The sequence below is a fragment of the Mesorhizobium sp. M0715 genome, assembly GCF_040320355.1.
Classification (GTDB): Bacteria; Pseudomonadota; Alphaproteobacteria; order Rhizobiales; family Rhizobiaceae; genus Mesorhizobium.
The window spans coordinates 38,443-54,782 of the sequence record NZ_JAMYPL010000024.1 but is presented as its reverse complement, the minus strand read 5'-3'; the positions used below and the strand labels follow the sequence as shown (position 1 = coordinate 54,782).

23 protein-coding genes and 1 pseudogene are annotated in these 16,340 nt (G+C 63.0%); 9 read left to right on the top strand and 15 right to left on the bottom strand.

Going from position 1 to position 16,340, the window contains the following annotated elements; translation table 11 throughout:
- The 10 genes from NKI21_RS24945 to NKI21_RS24900 form a co-directional block, all read right to left on the bottom strand.
- Nucleotides 1–189 (bottom strand): hypothetical protein, encoded by a 189-nt coding sequence (locus tag NKI21_RS24945; RefSeq protein ID WP_352867802.1) that lies wholly within the window; start codon nt 187–189, stop codon nt 1–3.
- Entirely contained in the window at nt 186–3,041 is a 2,856-nt protein-coding gene (locus NKI21_RS24940) for a DNA methyltransferase (protein WP_352867799.1), read from the bottom strand. Before NKI21_RS24940 ends, NKI21_RS24945 begins: the two co-directional genes overlap by 4 nt.
- Nucleotides 3,038–3,427 carry a hypothetical protein gene (locus NKI21_RS24935; protein ID WP_352867797.1) on the bottom strand — a complete coding sequence of 130 codons (390 nt, stop codon included), beginning with the start codon at nt 3,425–3,427 and terminating at the stop codon, nt 3,038–3,040. The genes NKI21_RS24940 and NKI21_RS24935 overlap by 4 nt, the downstream gene beginning before the upstream one ends.
- Entirely contained in the window at nt 3,424–4,611 is a 1,188-nt protein-coding gene (locus NKI21_RS24930) for an MT-A70 family methyltransferase (protein ID WP_352867795.1), read from the bottom strand. The genes NKI21_RS24935 and NKI21_RS24930 overlap by 4 nt, the downstream gene beginning before the upstream one ends.
- Nucleotides 4,611–4,871 carry a DUF2312 domain-containing protein gene (locus NKI21_RS24925; protein ID WP_352867934.1) on the bottom strand — a complete coding sequence of 87 codons (261 nt, stop codon included), beginning with the start codon at nt 4,869–4,871 and terminating at the stop codon, nt 4,611–4,613. Before NKI21_RS24925 ends, NKI21_RS24930 begins: the two co-directional genes overlap by 1 nt.
- Nucleotides 4,872–4,930: 59 nt before the next feature.
- Nucleotides 4,931–5,290, bottom strand: coding sequence for an HNH endonuclease signature motif containing protein (locus NKI21_RS24920; RefSeq protein ID WP_352867792.1), 360 nt, complete (start codon nt 5,288–5,290; stop codon nt 4,931–4,933).
- On the bottom strand, nt 5,290–5,736 hold the full coding sequence (locus NKI21_RS24915) for a hypothetical protein (RefSeq protein ID WP_352867790.1): 447 nt from the start codon (nt 5,734–5,736) through the stop codon (nt 5,290–5,292). The genes NKI21_RS24920 and NKI21_RS24915 overlap by 1 nt, the downstream gene beginning before the upstream one ends.
- Nucleotides 5,733–6,218, bottom strand: a complete 486-nt coding sequence (locus tag NKI21_RS24910; RefSeq protein WP_352867787.1) for a hypothetical protein — start codon at nt 6,216–6,218, stop codon at nt 5,733–5,735. Before NKI21_RS24910 ends, NKI21_RS24915 begins: the two co-directional genes overlap by 4 nt.
- 124 nt (nt 6,219–6,342) lie before the next feature.
- The gene (locus tag NKI21_RS24905) at nt 6,343–6,846 is read right to left on the bottom strand and encodes a hypothetical protein (RefSeq protein WP_352867784.1); all 504 of its coding nucleotides are present in this window, start codon (nt 6,844–6,846) and stop codon (nt 6,343–6,345) included.
- Nucleotides 6,843–7,025: a hypothetical protein gene (locus tag NKI21_RS24900; RefSeq protein ID WP_352867780.1), complete on the bottom strand. Its 183-nt coding sequence runs from the start codon at nt 7,023–7,025 to the stop codon at nt 6,843–6,845. The genes NKI21_RS24905 and NKI21_RS24900 overlap by 4 nt, the downstream gene beginning before the upstream one ends.
- A 144-nt stretch (nt 7,026–7,169) precedes the next feature.
- Here NKI21_RS24900 and NKI21_RS24895 point away from each other — a divergent pair, with 144 nt between their 5' ends.
- A complete protein-coding gene (locus tag NKI21_RS24895) occupies nt 7,170–7,868 on the top strand; it encodes an XRE family transcriptional regulator (protein ID WP_352867778.1) in 699 nt (232 codons plus the stop codon).
- On the opposite strand, the gene NKI21_RS24890 is transcribed toward NKI21_RS24895, so the two are convergent.
- Nucleotides 7,865–8,116, bottom strand: a complete 252-nt coding sequence (locus NKI21_RS24890) for a hypothetical protein (protein WP_352867775.1) — start codon at nt 8,114–8,116, stop codon at nt 7,865–7,867. The genes NKI21_RS24895 and NKI21_RS24890 overlap by 4 nt on opposite strands.
- Before the next feature lie 200 nt (nt 8,117–8,316).
- On the bottom strand, nt 8,317–8,817 hold the full coding sequence (locus NKI21_RS24885) for a zinc ribbon domain-containing protein (protein ID WP_352867771.1): 501 nt from the start codon (nt 8,815–8,817) through the stop codon (nt 8,317–8,319).
- 42 nt (nt 8,818–8,859) lie between these two features.
- Between NKI21_RS24885 and NKI21_RS24880 the strand changes: the two genes are divergently transcribed.
- From NKI21_RS24880 to NKI21_RS24845, 8 genes and pseudogenes are all read left to right on the top strand, one after another.
- Entirely contained in the window at nt 8,860–9,093 is a 234-nt protein-coding gene (locus tag NKI21_RS24880; protein ID WP_352867769.1) for a hypothetical protein, read from the top strand.
- Between the two features lie 5 nt (nt 9,094–9,098).
- A complete protein-coding gene (locus NKI21_RS24875; RefSeq protein WP_352867766.1) occupies nt 9,099–9,335 on the top strand; it encodes a hypothetical protein in 237 nt (78 codons plus the stop codon).
- Nucleotides 9,335–9,547, top strand: a complete 213-nt coding sequence (locus tag NKI21_RS24870; protein WP_352867763.1) for a hypothetical protein — start codon at nt 9,335–9,337, stop codon at nt 9,545–9,547. Before NKI21_RS24875 ends, NKI21_RS24870 begins: the two co-directional genes overlap by 1 nt.
- Entirely contained in the window at nt 9,544–10,134 is a 591-nt protein-coding gene (locus NKI21_RS24865) for a hypothetical protein (protein ID WP_352867759.1), read from the top strand. The genes NKI21_RS24870 and NKI21_RS24865 overlap by 4 nt, the downstream gene beginning before the upstream one ends.
- On the top strand, nt 10,131–10,502 hold the full coding sequence (locus tag NKI21_RS24860) for a DUF4031 domain-containing protein (RefSeq protein WP_352867757.1): 372 nt from the start codon (nt 10,131–10,133) through the stop codon (nt 10,500–10,502). Before NKI21_RS24865 ends, NKI21_RS24860 begins: the two co-directional genes overlap by 4 nt.
- Nucleotides 10,499–10,855, top strand: coding sequence for a DUF4326 domain-containing protein (locus NKI21_RS24855; RefSeq protein ID WP_352867754.1), 357 nt, complete (start codon nt 10,499–10,501; stop codon nt 10,853–10,855). Before NKI21_RS24860 ends, NKI21_RS24855 begins: the two co-directional genes overlap by 4 nt.
- A pseudogene (locus tag NKI21_RS24850) lies at nt 10,843–10,953 on the top strand (helix-turn-helix domain-containing protein); the annotation flags it as partial. The gene NKI21_RS24855 and the pseudogene NKI21_RS24850, both read left to right, overlap by 13 nt.
- 74 nt (nt 10,954–11,027) lie before the next feature.
- Complete coding sequence (locus tag NKI21_RS24845) at nt 11,028–12,206, top strand: tyrosine-type recombinase/integrase (protein ID WP_352867751.1); 1,179 nt, start codon at nt 11,028–11,030, stop codon at nt 12,204–12,206.
- A gap of 105 nt (nt 12,207–12,311) precedes the next feature.
- Here the strand turns inward: NKI21_RS24845 and NKI21_RS24840 are convergent, their stop codons facing one another.
- The 3 genes from NKI21_RS24840 to NKI21_RS24830 all read right to left on the bottom strand — a co-directional run bounded on the left by NKI21_RS24840 (nt 12,312) and on the right by NKI21_RS24830 (nt 16,337).
- Nucleotides 12,312–13,580 (bottom strand): O-antigen ligase family protein, encoded by a 1,269-nt coding sequence (locus tag NKI21_RS24840; protein ID WP_352442551.1) that lies wholly within the window; start codon nt 13,578–13,580, stop codon nt 12,312–12,314.
- On the bottom strand, nt 13,577–15,112 hold the full coding sequence (locus NKI21_RS24835) for an undecaprenyl-phosphate glucose phosphotransferase (protein ID WP_128305463.1): 1,536 nt from the start codon (nt 15,110–15,112) through the stop codon (nt 13,577–13,579). Before NKI21_RS24835 ends, NKI21_RS24840 begins: the two co-directional genes overlap by 4 nt.
- Before the next feature lie 94 nt (nt 15,113–15,206).
- Nucleotides 15,207–16,337 (bottom strand): glycosyltransferase family 4 protein, encoded by a 1,131-nt coding sequence (locus tag NKI21_RS24830; RefSeq protein ID WP_352442552.1) that lies wholly within the window; start codon nt 16,335–16,337, stop codon nt 15,207–15,209.
- Nucleotides 16,338–16,340 lie beyond the last annotated feature (3 nt).

Genomic DNA, 16,340 nt, shown 5'->3' with positions numbered 1-16,340 from the left:
TCAGGCCTCCCGCAGCTTGCGGTCGAGCGCACGCTTCAGCCGCTTCAACTGACGATCGGTCTCAGGATCCGGCGCGCGTTCCGGCGCCGAGGGATAGTGCTTGTCACCGCGCAGTCGCTTGGCTTCGATCGCAGCGGCGTAGCAGCCGGCTGAATTCTTGTCGGGATCGTATCTCTTGCGCGCGGTCACTCTGCCGCCTCCGCCGTTCGCGAAAAATCAGGCTCGATGACTATTGCGGGCGCGCCGGCCTTGGGATGACCTTCTGGAAAGTTGGCGTACAGGCTGCCGTCGTCCCAGCCGCCCCATTCCCGCGCCAATTCGTCAGCCGGCAGACGTGAGAGCAGGTCTCTAAGCTCAGCAAGGGTCATCCTATCCTGCGCCGACACAGCGACAGGACGCGGCTTTGCCGAAGTCGGCGCCGGCATCGCGATGTCATCAGTCCCGATGCCCAGCATGTCGAACATGGTCGGCACGGCGCGCTTGGCTTCGGCCTCGCGGCAGTAGCGCAGCCCATCGCGAAAATAGGTCTCGGAGAGTTCGGAGGCTTGGCCCCGGCGACCCTTGAGGATGGCGCGATAGGGCACCGTCATCAGCCCGCCGAACGGGTCATAGACGATGTCGCCGGGGTTCGAGTAGCGGTCGATCAGCCGGTCGACGATGTCGAACTGCAGCGGGCAGACATGCTTTTCCAGATTGCGGAACGCCTGCTGGCCATTCAGCGTCAGCATGCGCACCACATCGGTCCAGATCGCCGGATGCTTCGACGGCGGATCAAGCGTCATGTAGGTCTTGGAGAGAGCATCGCGGACTGCAAGCTCTTCGCCCAACTTCACATGCATCTCGAAATCGTAGATCGCGGTTTCCGACACCTTCTGGAACAGTTCGCGCAGCGGCTTCGGGCCGAGCCGCACCAGCTCGTCGGTGGTCAGCAGCCGCTCGCCCGACGACGGCCAGAAGGCGTGCGCGTCGAGCTGCCAGCGCGCCAGCGTGTAGCCGCTGTCGGGCACTTGTGGCCGCCTGTCACCATCGCTCCAGCGTTCATGCTTGCCGTCGCCAGCGATCACCAGCGGCTTGGCATGCGCCACCGGCTGATCGGCATAGCCGCGCGAAAGGTCGCTCTGCGGCCGGCGAAACAGCAGCACATATTCCGGACAGCCGACGCCCATCTTGGTGGCGTCCTTCATCATCTCGGAATAGGTCAGCCGGTAGGTCTGGTTGTTTTCCTTCACCACGTCGGTGGCGATGGTGATCATGCCGATGTACTGAAAGCCGTGCTTCAGATAGTGGAAGATCGCCTCGGCATGGAACGGCGACACGGTCGGCACGCCTTCGCCGGTCACTGAGCCGAACAGCACCCGGTCTTTCACATGGATGCAGGCCAGCCGGCCGGGCTGCAGGATGCGCAGCAGCTCCGGCGTCAAAAAATCCATCTGCGCCCAGAAGTGGCCGTTGTCGTCGGTGTGGCCGAAATCGTTGTAGCTCGCCGTATATTCGTAGTGGTTGGCGAACGGGATCGAGGTGACGATCTCGCCGATGCTGGCGCTGGCGGTCTGGCGCGCCTCCAGCACCGCATCATTGTGGGCGATCACAAAACCGTCGCCGCGCTCTTCATGCCGGCGCACGCCGATCGAGCGTGACAGCACGTCGTCGAGCGGCAGGCCGTCGAGGCCATAGCGCCGGATGATCTCCGCCATCCGCGCCATCAGCCGCTCATGCTCGGCCCATTTGCCTTCGAGGTTGCGGCGCACCTCGCGCTCGGCTTCGGAGAAGATGATGTCGATGCGGCATTCATGCATCTGGCCGAAGCGCACGATGCGGTGCACCGCCTGGATGAAATCGTGGAACTTGAAGCCGACGCCGACGAAGATCGCCCAGTGGCAATGTTTTTGGAAATTGTTGCCGGCGCCAGACATTTCCGGCTTGGTGGCGAGGTCGCGAAACTTGCCGTCCTTGAAGCCGATGGCGTTCTTTTCGTTCGCGTCCAGCCCCTGCGTGCCATAGATCGAGCGCACGCCAGGCACCGCTGCCTCGATCGCCCGCCGTTCATCCTCGAGGTCGTGCCAGAGGATGCGATGCGCGTCCGGATCCTGACTGATCAGCTCGACCATCTTGCCGATGCGCGCGGCCAGGCTGTCGCGCTTGGCGGCACTCGCTTGCACCACGCCAAGCGCGGTGTTGCGGATCAGCAGGCCTTGGCCGTCGCGGTCATAGCCAGCGGTGGAGTGGTCGATCGGCACCTCGTGCCAGTTCACCGTCACGGCCGGCAGCACATAACCTTCGTCGGAGAAACCGAGATCACCAGGCGATTGCAGGAACACCGCCCAGCTGTGCACCCACAGCCAGAATTCATCTTCCTTGTGCGGGAACAGCGTCAGGTCGCCGGCCGTCTCCGAATTGCGCTGAAAGAACCGTGTCAGCGCCTGGCCGGTGTCCATGATGCCGAGGAAGCCGGCATAGTGGATCAGTTCCTTGGTGCGGTTCGGCGATGGCGTCGCGGTGGCGACGAATTTGAAGCGCACCGCCTTGAACAGCGGCAGGAACGTCTGGAAGGTTTTGGTGCCATAGCCGCGCAGCACCGCCGCCTCGTCCAAGCTGGCGGCAACGAAGCGTGACGCATCAATCTTGCCGGCCAGCACGCTTTCGTAATTAGTCAGGTAGATCGTCTCTTCATCGTCGACCTCCGAATCGGAGCGGATGAACTTCAGCTTGACGGCACAGTCGCCGGTGAAGCGCTCCGCCGCCTCGGCGAAGAACTCATGCCGCACCCCCAACGGAATGACGATCAGCCGTAGGCCAGGCGCAAACTTGCCTATCAGCCGCATCAGCTCGATCTGCATGAACGTCTTGTGCAGACCGAACGACGCGAAGATACCGCGGCTGCCGCCCTTCAGCGCCCAGCGCACGATCGCCCGGCAATGCGGCGCGCCGGCCGGGTTGATGTCGTCGAGCGCAACATCGAAGCCGTCGGCTTTCGCCAACTGCATCTTGCCACGCAGGAAAGTGAGGTAGGGATCATCGGGGGTCGAGGCGAGCGCGTTCATGCGTGCCCTCCCGGCTGATCAATCGCCGATTCCATGACGAAGCCGTCGCAGAGCACCGAGATGCTGATGATGACGTCTTTTAGCCCCGGCAACTTGAACTGTTCGCGGTCACCGGTTTCCCAGTTCACGGGCAACGCGGCAAAGGCTACAGCCGCTGACTTGGCAGAGCTCTCCCTGTCGAAAAAAAGCGGAGAAATCTGGCGGCCCGACACGATGTGAGTGATCGAATAGACCGGCTGTTTGTCCAGCGTGGTTCTGCCGATCGCCTCATGCACGGCGAGCCCGCGCCAAACCCCGGCCGTAACCTGGCTCGTTTCCATCTGACCGGTCGATATGCGCAACGTCGTGATGAAGATCTTGGCGGTTTTGAAGCGGGGAGTGTTCATGCCGGCACCACTTTCTTGGCGCGCGGCTTCTTTGCCGCCTCGGGCTCTGGCGCAGCCTCAAATCCCCACGCATCCCAGCCCGGGCGTGGCGAGCGGCAGAACATTTCGAGCTTCGGCACGCCGGGATAGAGGCGTTCGATCTGCTCGGCGTACCAGTCGGGCTTGGCGCTGTGTCCGCCCACCGGATGTTCGGTGCATTTCTGCGGTTGCGTGCCAGGCAGCGGCGCCGGCACGTTGCCGCGCGTGCCGATCAGCAGCAGTTCGAGATTGTCGAACGACCAGTAGCCGGTGCCGAGCTGCTTGCCCGGGTAGACCTTCTTCCAGCCCCAGAAGGATTTGAAGACGAAGCCCCAGGCCTGCATGATCGCCAGGCCGTTGGCGAGGTCCGTCACCCACAGGAACAGCACCGCATCTTTCGCTGCCGGGCAGCCAAGCGCGAGGATCGCCTCGATGTCCATGGTCGGATAGTGGTTTTCGGCGCTCTTCTCGCGACCGGTTACCTCCGAATGCACCAGAAACTTGTGCGGCGGATCAGCAAGGATCACCGGGAAGGTCGGCCCTTCGGCGCCGTCCTGCCACCAGATCGGCGCGGTGGCCCGGCCGCGCGACGAGATCAGTTCTAGATGCTCGACCCGCACCGCATGCGCCAGCTTCTGCTTGGCGGCGCGGATGATCTTCGCACCTTTCATGTATTCGCCGACGTTCTCACGGTCGGGCACGAAGGCGGTCTTGATCGTCTTGCGCGCCGGCTGGCGCACGCCGTCCTTGCCCTCGACCTCGTCATGGTGGGGAATTTCCCCACCGTCGACCAGCCGCTTGCGCACGACCGACACCGTCTTATGGTCGACGCCCAGCATGGCGCCGATCGCCCGGGACGAGATCGACGGCGTGTCGCGCAACTGGTCGGCGATGACGTCCTGTTTTTGCGCGGTGTTCAGATGCCGGCGGGCGAAATTGAACTCACGCGACAAGGTGCGTTTTTCGATTTCGGTCAGCCCCTTGCGCACGAAGCGCGGCCAGTCGACTAGGCCGAGGCTTTCGCAGATCTCGACCCGGTGATGGCCGTCGATGATCTGGCCTTCCTCGTCATATTCCACCGGAACCAGCACGCCGTGCGCGATGATCGAGCGTTCCAGCGATGCAAATTCGTCGGCTGTGAGGCGCGGCAGGAGCTGGTATTTCATCACACCATCCCCAGTGCGGATTTGTACAGATCGAGGATCGCCTCGGCTTCCTGCCGCTCCGCCTGATCCATCTTCCGGAGCTTGACCACGGTGCGAACGGCCTTCGTGTCGAAGCCCATGGCCTTGCACTCGGCATAGATTTCCTTGCGGTCATCCGAGAGCGCGGCGATGTCTTCGGACACCTGCTCGATGCGTTCGATAAAGGCTCGCAACTGCCCGACGGCGACCGTCTGCGGCCCGCTCGCTTCTTCCTCGGCCAACTTTGCGCCCGGGCGCTCACGGGCAGGGCCGCGTGGGGCGTATGGATCGTATTCGTCGGTCATTTCGCCACCGCCTTCCGGCGCTTGCGCTTACGCCGCACCACGCCGTTGGCGGCGTCGCGGCGCTTCTGGTTTTCGATGTGGCTGACCATCTCCAGGTGGTCGGGATTGACGCAGCGCCGGTTGTGGCACTTGTGGTCGATCTGCTTGTTGCGCGGCACATAGCCGAATTCATTGGTGAAGCTGACGATGTGCGCCGCGACGGTGCGGTCGTTGAGCTTCATGCGCGGATAGCCGCCGCCGCGCCCATTGCCGCTGTCGCCCATGGTCCACAACCAGCACGGCGTTTCATATCCGCCGTCGAGGACTTCGACGCCTGCAGCGAGGCGCTCGGCTATATGGGCTCGGCGGTCGAACATCACGACACCATCACCACGCGATAGGTGCCGCCGCCGCGACCGCCGGGGCGAACGATGGTGCGGACCAGTTCCGCTTCGACAAGTTCGGCCAGGTAGTCGCCGCCGTGCCCGGCGCTCACTTTGGCTGCGCTGGCAAACTCACGGAGGCCGCCTGAGATGATGCCGGCGGCGTCCGCTCCCCTGCGCATGGCGTTCCACATCCGTGCGGCCTGCGGCGATATCCGGTGCGCCCGCCCGAATACGTCGGCGCAAAACCCGGTGTCGTCGGCCGGCTCGTCGAGGATGGTTTCGAAATGCCGCTGCACGAACGTCGTGGTGCTGACGCCGGCGGCGCGCGCTGCCGCCTGGAGCCGCGCATTCATCAGCCGGTCGCACTTGACCGAGAAGCGGTAGAAACTGTCGGCGCGCTCTTCCGGGTCGCGGCGGGCAAGGCTGGCCATGGTCATTCGCCCACCACCTTCAGGCTGCCGGCGGCCTGGACACCGGCCAGCGCGTCGTCGATCGATGCGGTGAGGCGGGAGATTTTCGAACTGATGCCGCGCAGGATGGTGGCTTCCGTCGCCGTGACGATGCCGTCGGCACGTGCCTTGACGGTTTCGACAACCAGCCTGCCAGCCTGCTCCACAAGTCCGGCGACCTGTTCTTCCAGGTGCGCAACGCGGCTGCCGTTGTCAGCGGCGCCGGTCAGGTTCCGGCCGTGGAATTCAGCCATGACGGCGGTGACGAAGGGCCGGCCGCAATCCTCTTCCAGCGTCAGCACCACGCTGAGCGACATCAGGTCACGGTCGAGGCCGCCATTCCAGCGGCCGACCTGTCCCTTGGAATAGCCGGTCTTTTCCATGACGCGGGCGATTCCCCCGCAGGCCTCGACCAGGTCGTGCTGGGCGGCAAGCAGGCGCAGCTGCCAGCGTGTCGTGAATTCGCTCAATTGGGCCTCCTCAGGCAAAAGCTTTCACGCGGCGGGAATTCGCTCCGCCGTTTCCCGTGGTGGGACAGTTTCAAAGGGTTCAGTGTGCGGGCGTTAGTTCATGGAAGCCCGCAACCAGATGCACTCATGGTCCGCCACCTCGAAATCGGTTCACCGCTGTCCGCGCGTAGCCGGGCACGTCGGCAAGGTCGTCATCCAGATCGGCCACCGCACGGGCCAACACCCCGGCGCCGATCATCGTGGCGTATTCGGTCAGCGCCAGCGCGACGGCGCGCTCATTGGTGCACCGTTCATAGGCAGCGACCGCGCGCACCAGCACCATCACATGGTCGGGCAGCAGGATCGCGTTGAGCGAAAGATCAGGCGCTCCGGCCGAAGAGGCATCAACTGCCGGCGCGCTTTCACCCACGTCGCGTGCCCCCACGGACGAGAACTCGGTGAAGTAGGCAAAGGGTGCGCCGTCCAGGGAGGAGCCGGACGGCGCGGCTGCGGCTTGGGAGGGCAACGCAGCGGGGAATTCATAGCCCACGGCGCCAGCCTGGCGCGGCACCAAGCGGTCGACAAACCCGACGCCGGCAAGGCGCGCGCCACGGTCGGCAAGGGCAGGAGAGGCGAGGCGCTGTTTCATGCCGCCTCCGAAATTGGCCGGGTCACGCCTTCCGGCCATTCCAGGTCGACTGGCCAGTTGTTTGAGAACCACAGCATGGCGCCTTCGAACCGGCTGGTGGTCAGGTCAGCGCTGCCCTGCAGGCGGTCCAAAACCTTGCCGTCGCCAAAAACGATTGTCGAGACGCGCGAAAGGCTCAAGCCTTTCTCGGTTGCGTAGGTCGTTGCGACTTTCAGCAGATGATCTTTGAGCGTCATGGCGCAAAGGAATGAGATATGTTTACCGCATTGTCAACGATAAACTTACCGCTAACGCGTGACGATACCGCGCGGTTAGATTACCGCATGAACACCGAAGCCCCTTCGCCGTTGGCCTTGCGCATTCTTCGCCGCCTTGAAGCCACAGGAAAATCAATGCGTTCCGCCTCACTAGAGGTCGGAAGCGACGCATTCATCCGCAACATCATGACTGGAAAGTCTAAGTCGCCGCGCGCCGACACTCTTGAGGCTTTGGCCAAGGCGTTGGGCACGACATCTGCTTGGCTTTTGACGGAGCAAGGGCCGGAATCAGTCGCCGACGAAGAGCGGACCAAGGGATTCTTGCCGCAGTTCGTTCCCGGAAAGGAACTGGTCGGCGATCGGAATTTTCCTGTCTACGCTGCCGCCAGAGGCGGTAACGAAGCACACCAGATCGTTACGTTCGAGGCGATCGAGTATGTGAAAAGGCCCGCCCTCCTCGAACATGTCAAAGATGCGTACGGCGTTTATGTCGTTGGGGAATCTATGATCCCGGCGTTCGAGCCTGGTGACATGGCGTTGGTGCATCCCCACTTGCCGCCCGCGCGGGACAAGAACGTTGTATTATATCATGTGCCGCCTGTGGCTGAGGCCGAAGCCATGATCAAACGGCTCTTGCGCTACGATGAACGTGACTGGCATCTGCGCCAGTTCAATCCGCCCGAAGGCGAGGAAAAGGAGTTTTCAGTTGCTCGCGCTGATTGGACCGTATGTCACCGCATAGTCGGCAAATACGAAGCCCGCTAGCTCGCCGCCGGCATCTCTCGGACCTCGTCCGGTACATCCCCGAGCGCTGCGATCAGCATCGCTTCCCCAAACTCCCCCGTCGTTGCATCGCCCTCCCGCGTGAAGGCGACCACAAGCGCCTTTGACTGAGCAAGCCGCTCGGCCATTCGTCGTGCATGATTGGTATTTTGCGCCTGAACGGGGATATCCGGCCTGAGGCCGCCCCGGTCTCCACGAGTAAAACTTTGCACCACGAAAAACGCACTCATTCCAGGCTCCCTGTTGCCCTTGTTGTTGTGCGGCATACTGACTCACAGACCAGAACGTAGCAAGAACAAATGAGTCGCAGTTCTCAAGTGGAGCGCGATAATCTGTGAGATATTTATACCGCATATCTCTTGACGCGGTATTTTTATCGCGGTAGCGTTCGCCACCATTCGCAATTCCGCGAAGGAGGCATGGCGTGTCGCTATCTCATCCAGTTGCCGTCAACGACAGAACCGAGGTCTTCCTCGAGGCTGCCTTTGACCATGGCCACGCCGATGCCGTCGGCGGCTGCGACCTGGCAATAGGCTGCCATTGCGATTCCGACGTGTATCTTGGTACTGACCATCGCCCATCGCGCCGTGATCACTTCGACAAACGCCCCGTTGATTGTCCCGATGCTGCTACGCCGGATATTTCGAATGATGCCGGCGTCCCTGGCCTGATCCAGAACCTGTTGGCCGTTCCAGCCCTTGCAGATGTTGGTGCCCGCGACCTTCGGCGCTTCCGCATGGTTCCCGCCCTTGTGCAGGCCAACCCACACCAGAACGGCGAGCGCCGGAAGAATAAGCCACCGCGCAAGCTTCCTGTTTTCAGCTGCCGGGTCCGCCGTGACACGAAAATCATGGCGGCAGAACCGGCAGATGCGCGCGTCGCGCTGAACTGTCTCCGCGCACTCCGGGCAAGTCTTGGTGTCGCCCTCCATTGTTCCCCCCAGCATTTTTCCCCAACGCGAAAGGATAGTCCCATGATCACCTTCCAGCAATCGCCCATCGGCTCGCTGTCCACTTCCCCAGCCGTCATCACCCAAGGCATCGTCGAGCTGATGGCCGACAAGATGCTCGAAATGGGCATGAACGGCACCGCGGTCACCGCCGACAGCCTGGCCGAACATTCCACCTTCACCCGCGCCCAGATCGAGGAACACGGCCCCGAAGCGGCGGACCTCGCCAAGTCGCGCGCCGTCCACAGGCTGGGCTGACGGCCATGCGAAACACCGCCGAAAGGCTGATCGCGGTGGCCGGCCAGTCGCCCGAAATGGAAGCGTGGATTTCCCGCCAGCTTTATGCCGGCCAGAAACCTTCGCAGATCCTCGCCGAACTGGGGCAGGGCGGTTTCGACCGCGCCTGCGCCGCCCTGGCCAAGGTGCACACGCGTCTCGCGCTGGCATCCGCCTTCACCTTCGCACTGGCCTTCGTCAGTGTCGCCGTGGGGCTGCGTTGATGCAGCACCCCCTCGACTATGAACGCATTACGATACCGCCGCACGGCACGGTGCGGATCGTCTGCCACAACTGGCCCACATGCGGCTGCGGCGACGACTGCACCAACCGCCCGGCAGCGGAATCGCCCACGGCGCGGCGGATCCTGAATGGCCTAATCGCCGCCGTCGCCATCATCGGCGCCGGCTTGGTTTGGTGGAGTTTTCAGCCATGAAGATCAGCCGCGCAGTCCGCGACATCGCCATCGAACGTCAACGCCAGATAGACGCCGAGGGTTGGACGCCAGCACATGACGACATGCACAGCGGCGGCGAAATGGCGGCGGCCGCGGCGATGTACGCGCTCCCGGCGCGTTACCGGCAAATGAGCGTCGTGGGCAACCACGAGCGATATGAGCAGCTTTATCGATACATCTGGCCTTGGGATGAAGGCTGGTGGAAGGCCACCACTCGTCGCCGCGATCTGGTGAAAGCGGGCGCGCTGATAGCCGCAGAGATCGAACGCATCGACAGACTGGATGCTGCGATGCCGGAGACGACAGCAGTCAACGTGCAGCGCACGCGCGGCGATCGGCTGGCCGAAGCAGTCGCCTTGGCCGACCGCCTATTTCCCGACAAGCACTGGCTGTTCGGTAAAGGACGGATCACACCCACGGAACCGCTCTACGGCTTCCGTGTGTTCGAGCCCGGAAATGAAGATACGCACATTGCCGAAGGCGAGCACGATGACCCGGTCGAGTGTGTCTGGCTTGCCGTAGGCAAATCCGACACGCAGGAGCTTCCTGAGGTGTCAGCCCTATGAGCGTCTACGTCGACAACGCCAAGCACCCATTCGGCCGTCTGCTCATGTGCCACATGTGGGCGGACAGCCGCGCGGAACTGTTCGCCATGGCCGACCGCATCGGCATCCAGCGCAAATGGTTCCAGCGCCCGGCCGGCCTTGGCGTGGCCGGTATGGATGCGACGTGGGAGCATTTCGACATCGCTCAGTCCAAGCGCGCACTGGCGGTTGCCGCCGGCGCGATCGAGACGGACAAATATGGCCCGTCCGAGCACACCGCCCGCCTCAAAGGCGATCAGGCAAAGCTCGATCAGATCGCCGCGCTGCGCGCCAAGGGCTTTGGCGCGGGCGCACGGCCGGCCGATCCTAAGCAGGGAGCGTTGCTGTGACGGCTCCCCAGCGCATTCAGCTGTCGCGCCGCAAGGGCTGGCGCATGCCGGAGAACACCGTGACCGTGGCGCGCCCCGGCCCATGGGGCAATCCCTTCATCGTCGGCAAGCATGGCGACGCCGCCTATTGCGTCGACCTCTACACGGCGCTGCTGGCCGGCCTGATGCGCGTCGGCCGCGACCCCGACATTGAGGCGCTGGAGCGAACCCGCCAGTTCGTCGCTGACAATGCCAGTGAACTGACCGGGAAGAACCTCGCCTGCTGGTGCAAGCCCGGCGCGCCGTGCCACGCCGACGTGCTGCTGAAGGTCGCCAACCGCAAGGTCGGGGAGGGCCAGGCATGCCGCTCTTGAAGCCGGTCGAGGCCTGCGCGGAACTGGGCATTGGTGAAGACACCTTGCGCGCCATGCGAAAATCGGGCGAAATCCCATACATCAACGTCGGTCTGGGCAAGAAACGCGAGACGCCACGGTACGAGCTTGACGACCTCATTGCCTGGAAGGCGAAGAGAAAGAAGACCGCCACATGTCCGTCTACATCAGGGCCGATGCCAAGGATGGCTTCTACGCCTACGACTTCCAGCTACAGGGTCGTCGATTTTCAGGCTCAACGGGATGCACGTCAAAGCGCGAAGCGCGAGAGGTAGAGAAGGCCAGGAAGATCGAGGCGAAGGCGACTATCGCCGTCGAGCAAGCCTTCTCAGATCCGAACATGACGGTCGCCATCGCCACAAGCCGCTATTGGCTCGAGGTCGGCCAGAACCACGAAAACTGGAAAAATACCGAATGGTCGATGGCCTGGCTGGTCGCGCATTTCGGTCCTGAGTTCCTTCTGCAGAACATCAATGACGAACGAGTCTCCGCCATGGTCGCCAGGCGCCGCGGGGACTTCGTGCCCTCGCAGCGCAAGCCCGGCCGGAAGTACCAGGCGCCCGAACGGCGGCGACGGGTAAGCCCCGCCACGGTCAATCGCACGGTCACCCAGCCTCTGCGGGAGATCATCCTGCGCGCCGAAAAGCTGTGGGGTGCCAGGACAGGCGAGGTCGACTGGTCAAAGCACCTGCTGGCCGAGCCCAAGGAACGCGTGCGCGAGGCCAGCATCGGCGAAGAGGCGGCGATCATGGCCGAGCTGTCGCGCGGCTACGATGTCGCCGTCGAGTTCGCTTTCCTGAATGGCTGCCGGCGCATGGAAATACTTGGCCTTGAATGGTCAAGAGTAGACTTCTTCGGCCGCCGTTTCACCGTCATCGGCAAAGGCAACAAGCCCCGCTCGATTCCTATGACGAAGCGGACCTTTGAGATCCTGTGGTCGCAGCAGAATTTCCACGCCGAGAAGGTCTTCACCTATGTCGCCGCCCGGACAGTGAAGACGGCCGACCGAACCCTGGTCAAGGGCAGCCGCTATCCGCTGACGGAAGCCGGGCTGAAGATTGCCATGCGGCGCGCCGTGCCGAAGGCTGGAGTGAAGAACTTCCACTTTCACGACACTCGCCACACCGCCGCAACGCGCGTGCTGCGCAAGAGCAACCTGAAGGTCGTGCAGCAGCTGCTCGGGCACGAGGACATCAAGACCACGACCAAATACGCCCACGCGATGATGGATGACGTGCTGAATGCGCTGGAGGCTGCAAGTCCCACGGAAAGTCCCACGGGAGCAGGCGAGGGGTATGACAAGCATTTGAAAGATTTGGGAAAAGCCGGCTGAGAGCCACCGCCCCCCAGTCAAGTGCGCTACCGGGCTGCGCTACACTCCGGACCGGTCGCGATGTATCGTGATAACCCCGTGCGGGTCAACCGAATTCCGCGACTTTTATCCCGCTGCGATTGCCGGTGCCGGCGAGCCCTGCAAGGCAGGCCGCAACAGCCGCTGATGGCTGTATTCCAGCGCGATGGCGCCCCAGATCAGGCCGAGCAGCAGATAGACGTGGCGCCAGTGGTCGATGTCGATGAAGGTGCCGAGCCCGATATTGCCGATAAAGGCGACATAGGCGCACAGGAGATAGGGCTGCCACGGCCGGTCGCGCAGCAGGATGCGGAAGCCGGCTGCTATCGTCCATAAGACGAGCGCCAGGAACGACACGAAGCCGAGCCAGCCATAATCCATCAGCATCTTCAGCCAGATGTCGTGGGTGTCTTCACCGAAGATCGTGCCGAAGACCAGCGGGCCGATGCCGAACGGATGCTCCATCGCCATTTGGAAGCCGATGCCGTAGCGGGCGAAACGGCCGAGGCGGGCGGTGTCGTAGCTCTGCTCGAGATGGGCACGGTTGGAGAACATCTCCGAGACGCCGGGCAGCTGCAGGATGACGATCATGGCGACGACCAGCAGCGCCAGTGCTGCAATCGTCATCACCACCACGCGCAGCCGGAACATTCCGCTGGCGCTCTGCAGGAACAGGCAGCCGGTGAGCAGGACGGCCGAAACGGCGAACATGCCCCAGGCACCGCGCGAGAAGGAAAAGAAGATGCCGGCGGTGATGATCAGCAGTGGTACCGCCAGCAGCGGCATGCGTGTCACCGGTCCGGTCAAAAGCAGATAGAGCAGATAGATGCCGGGCAGCACCAGGAAGGGGCCGAACACGTTCGGGTCCTGGAAGGCGCCGGCGGCACGATCGTATTTGGTGAACATCTCCGCGCCCGGAAAGGCATCGAAGTAGCCTGCAATGCCAAGCAGCGAGGTGGCCACGGCCGAAACCACATAGGCAATGAAGATCAATCGGTAGAGGCCCGGCTGTACGGCGGTGATCGATGCGAAGAACACCGCGCTGAAGGCGAGAAACAGCGAGACGGCGAGATAGAGCGGTGTGTTGGCGAGGTCCGCCATCTGCGTCATAGAGATCATGCCGCCGATGTTCATCGTCACCAGCAGCACCAGCAGCGGCGTGGCCGCGCGGGAAATCCGCAAGCCGAAAAGCGCACAGATGGCGATCAGCCCGGCCATGTAGAGCTCATAGGGCGCCGGCTCGCTGATGACGAAGCCGGACAGCAGAATGCCGAGGAAGACCGCGCCCGAGGAAATCAGCGCGACCAGCTTGGCGTTGACCGCCGCGCGCGGCAGATCATGGCTGATCGCGCTCAATAGGCGTTTTCCGTGTTGAGCAGCCGGAGCGGCGTGAGGAACAGAATCCGCAAATCGAACAGCAGCGACCAGTTCTCGATGTAGAAGAGATCATACTCGGTTCGCATGCGGATCTTCTCGTTGGTGTCCATCTCGCCGCGCCAGCCATTGATCTGCGCCCAGCCGGTGACGCCGGGCTTGACCTTGTGGCGGGCGAAATAGCCGTCGACAACCTCGTTGTAGAGCAAATTATGCGACTGTGCGGCGATGGCATGCGGGCGTGGACCGACCAGCGACAGCGAACCCAGCAGCGAGTTGAAGAACTGCGGCAGCTCGTCGATCGAGGTCTTGCGGATGAAGCGGCCGACGCGGGTGACGCGCGGGTCGTTCTTGGTCACCGTCTGCTTGGCGGTCGGATCGGCCTTGTCCGTATACATCGAACGGAACTTGTAGACCTCGATGATCTCATTGTTGAAACCGTGCCGCTTCTGATGGAACAGCACCGGCCCCTTGCTGTCGAGCTTGATGGCGATGGCGGTCGCCAGCATCACCGGCGAGAACACGACGATGCCGATCAGGCTGAAGACAATGTCGAAGGCGCGCTTGGCGACCGAATCCCAGTCGTTGATCGGCTTGTCGAAGATGTCGAGCATCGGCACCGCGCCGATGTAGGAATAGGCGCGCGGGCGAAACTGCAGCGCGTTGGAATGCGCCGAAAGCCGGATGTCGACCGGCAGCACCCACAGCTTCTTCAGCAACTGCAGAACGCGCGATTCGGCGGTCAGCGGCAGCGATACGATCAGCATGTCGATGCGGGCGATGCGGGCGAATTCGATCAGTTCCGAAATGGTGCCGAGCTTGGGGTAGCCGGCGACGATGGGCGGCGAGCGCTTGTCGCCGCGATCGTCGAAGATGCCGCAGATGCGGATATCGTTGTAGGGCTGCTTTTCGACCGAGCGGATCAGGATTTCCGCCGCCTTGCCGCCGCCGACGATGACGGCGCGCCGCTCCATGCGGCCATCGCGCGCCCAGGCCCGGATCAGCTTCGACATCACCAGCCTGAGGCCGAAGATGAGAACGAAGCCGATGACGAACCAGCTGCCGAACAAAAGGCGCGAATAGTCCTGCGACATCTTCATGACGAATGCCGTCAGCGCCATCAGGGCGAAAGTGCCGGCCCAGACGAGCAGCACGCGGCCGAAATTGGCGATGGGCCGCATCAGGGCGACGATCTGGTAGCAGTCGGTGACGTCGAGCAGCACCACGGCAAGGAACGAGCCCGCTGCGATCGTCACCGGATATTGCCAGGCGAGATAGTTGAAGAACCCGACATAGTGGAAATAGACGGCGAGTCCGGACAGGAACAGCAAGCCGAATTCGACCATGCGCAGGACACCGCTGACCATGATCGGCGACATCGTATCGCGCCGGTACTGCGAGGCGACCTGGCGGGCGACATCGTTCATGCCGCTTGGCGTGTCGCCGTCGGCCGGGCCGTCGAATTTACGCACCGCCTCTGCTGAAAAGCGGCGCGCGGGGTCGATCTCGTTCATGAGGGCTTTCCGCAAGCTTCCCCCCGGTCATAGCAAAAGAGAGCTAAGAAACCCTTGAAACAACGCATGGCTTTGGAACGGCTTGGTCCTGCGCCTACGTGTCGAGCGCGGCGAAATAGGCCTTCTCGATGTCGGCGGCCATCACATCGGCGCCGAAGCGTGCCTTGAGGTTGGCGCTATCGGGCATCAGGTCGCGATAGGCGGCCGGGTCGGCCAGCGCCTGGCTCATCCTGTCCGCGAGCTCGATCGGGTCAGGTCGGATCAGGGCGGGGGAACCGATGTCGAATATCTCCGGAATGCCGCCGACCGCGGTTGCGATCATCGACTTTCCCGCGGCAAGCGTTTCCAGGACGATATAGGGCATGGCTTCGGCGCGCGAGGGAACGATGATAAGCGCGGCAAGGGCAAAGGCCTCCCTGGCCGGCATCGGCGGCAGGAAGCGGACATGGCGCTCGAGCCCGAGGCGTTTCACTTGCCCGTGGTAACGCGGAAGGTCGTCGCCGTCGCCGACCATCACCGCGGTCAGCGCGCGGCCGAACCGCGGGCCGGCGAGCGCCAATGCGTCGATGAAGATGTCCGGTCCCTTCAGGTCGCGCATCATGCCGATATAAAGCAGGTCGGCTGCGTCCGGCGCGGTGATCACCGGCTCGAATTCAGTGGCGCGCAGGCCGTTATAGACGAGGGTGTTGGGAATGGGCGGTTCGCCGACCTTGTGGCGATAGGTCCGCCGCTCATAGTCCGAGACAAACAGCAGAGAGTCGGTGAAGCGAGCCATGAAGCGCTCGAGCGCGAAGAACAGCTTTCCGATGACCGTGTTCTCGTCATAGTGGAGCGAGCCGCCATGCGGCGAATAAAGGCGGGCTACGCGAGACCTTGATACCCGCAACAATGAGCCGAACAGACGGGCATAGGCGCCACCCTTGGCGCCGTGCCCGTGCAGTACGTCCGGCCGCAATTCCTTGATGATCCTGTACGTGCGCCAAGCCGAGGCAAGGTCTCCGGAACCGACGTGGCGCTGCATCGGCGTGCGATGAATGCCGAGCGCCAGCATGTCCTTCATCTGCTCGAACAAATGTTCCTCGAACGCGCCGCCTGTCGTCGAATCGCAGACGATGCCAACGGAATGCCCGGCGGCGACCTGCGCCTCGGCCAGGTCGCGCACATGCCGGAAAATTCCTCCGACGGGTGAGCGAAAGCAATGGACGATCCTGAGCCTGTCCGCCACTTG

Bases quoted from the DNA above. Each gene is read 5' to 3' on its own strand.
- NKI21_RS24940 (WP_352867799.1), bottom strand. From the start codon at position 3,041: ATGAACGCGCTCGCCTCGACCCCCGATGATCCCTACCTCACTTTCCTG.
- NKI21_RS24935 (WP_352867797.1), bottom strand. From the start codon at position 3,427: ATGAACACTCCCCGCTTCAAAACCGCCAAGATCTTCATCACGACGTTG.
- NKI21_RS24930 (WP_352867795.1), bottom strand. From the start codon at position 4,611: ATGAAATACCAGCTCCTGCCGCGCCTCACAGCCGACGAATTTGCATCG.
- NKI21_RS24920 (WP_352867792.1), bottom strand. From the start codon at position 5,290: ATGTTCGACCGCCGAGCCCATATAGCCGAGCGCCTCGCTGCAGGCGTC.
- NKI21_RS24915 (WP_352867790.1), bottom strand. From the start codon at position 5,736: ATGACCATGGCCAGCCTTGCCCGCCGCGACCCGGAAGAGCGCGCCGAC.
- NKI21_RS24905 (WP_352867784.1), bottom strand. From the start codon at position 6,846: ATGAAACAGCGCCTCGCCTCTCCTGCCCTTGCCGACCGTGGCGCGCGC.
- NKI21_RS24895 (WP_352867778.1), top strand. From the start codon at position 7,170: ATGAACACCGAAGCCCCTTCGCCGTTGGCCTTGCGCATTCTTCGCCGC.
- NKI21_RS24890 (WP_352867775.1), bottom strand. From the start codon at position 8,116: ATGAGTGCGTTTTTCGTGGTGCAAAGTTTTACTCGTGGAGACCGGGGC.
- NKI21_RS24885 (WP_352867771.1), bottom strand. From the start codon at position 8,817: ATGGAGGGCGACACCAAGACTTGCCCGGAGTGCGCGGAGACAGTTCAG.
- NKI21_RS24880 (WP_352867769.1), top strand. From the start codon at position 8,860: ATGATCACCTTCCAGCAATCGCCCATCGGCTCGCTGTCCACTTCCCCA.
- NKI21_RS24875 (WP_352867766.1), top strand. From the start codon at position 9,099: ATGCGAAACACCGCCGAAAGGCTGATCGCGGTGGCCGGCCAGTCGCCC.
- NKI21_RS24870 (WP_352867763.1), top strand. From the start codon at position 9,335: ATGCAGCACCCCCTCGACTATGAACGCATTACGATACCGCCGCACGGC.
- NKI21_RS24865 (WP_352867759.1), top strand. From the start codon at position 9,544: ATGAAGATCAGCCGCGCAGTCCGCGACATCGCCATCGAACGTCAACGC.
- NKI21_RS24860 (WP_352867757.1), top strand. From the start codon at position 10,131: ATGAGCGTCTACGTCGACAACGCCAAGCACCCATTCGGCCGTCTGCTC.
- NKI21_RS24845 (WP_352867751.1), top strand. From the start codon at position 11,028: ATGTCCGTCTACATCAGGGCCGATGCCAAGGATGGCTTCTACGCCTAC.
- NKI21_RS24835 (WP_128305463.1), bottom strand. From the start codon at position 15,112: ATGAACGAGATCGACCCCGCGCGCCGCTTTTCAGCAGAGGCGGTGCGT.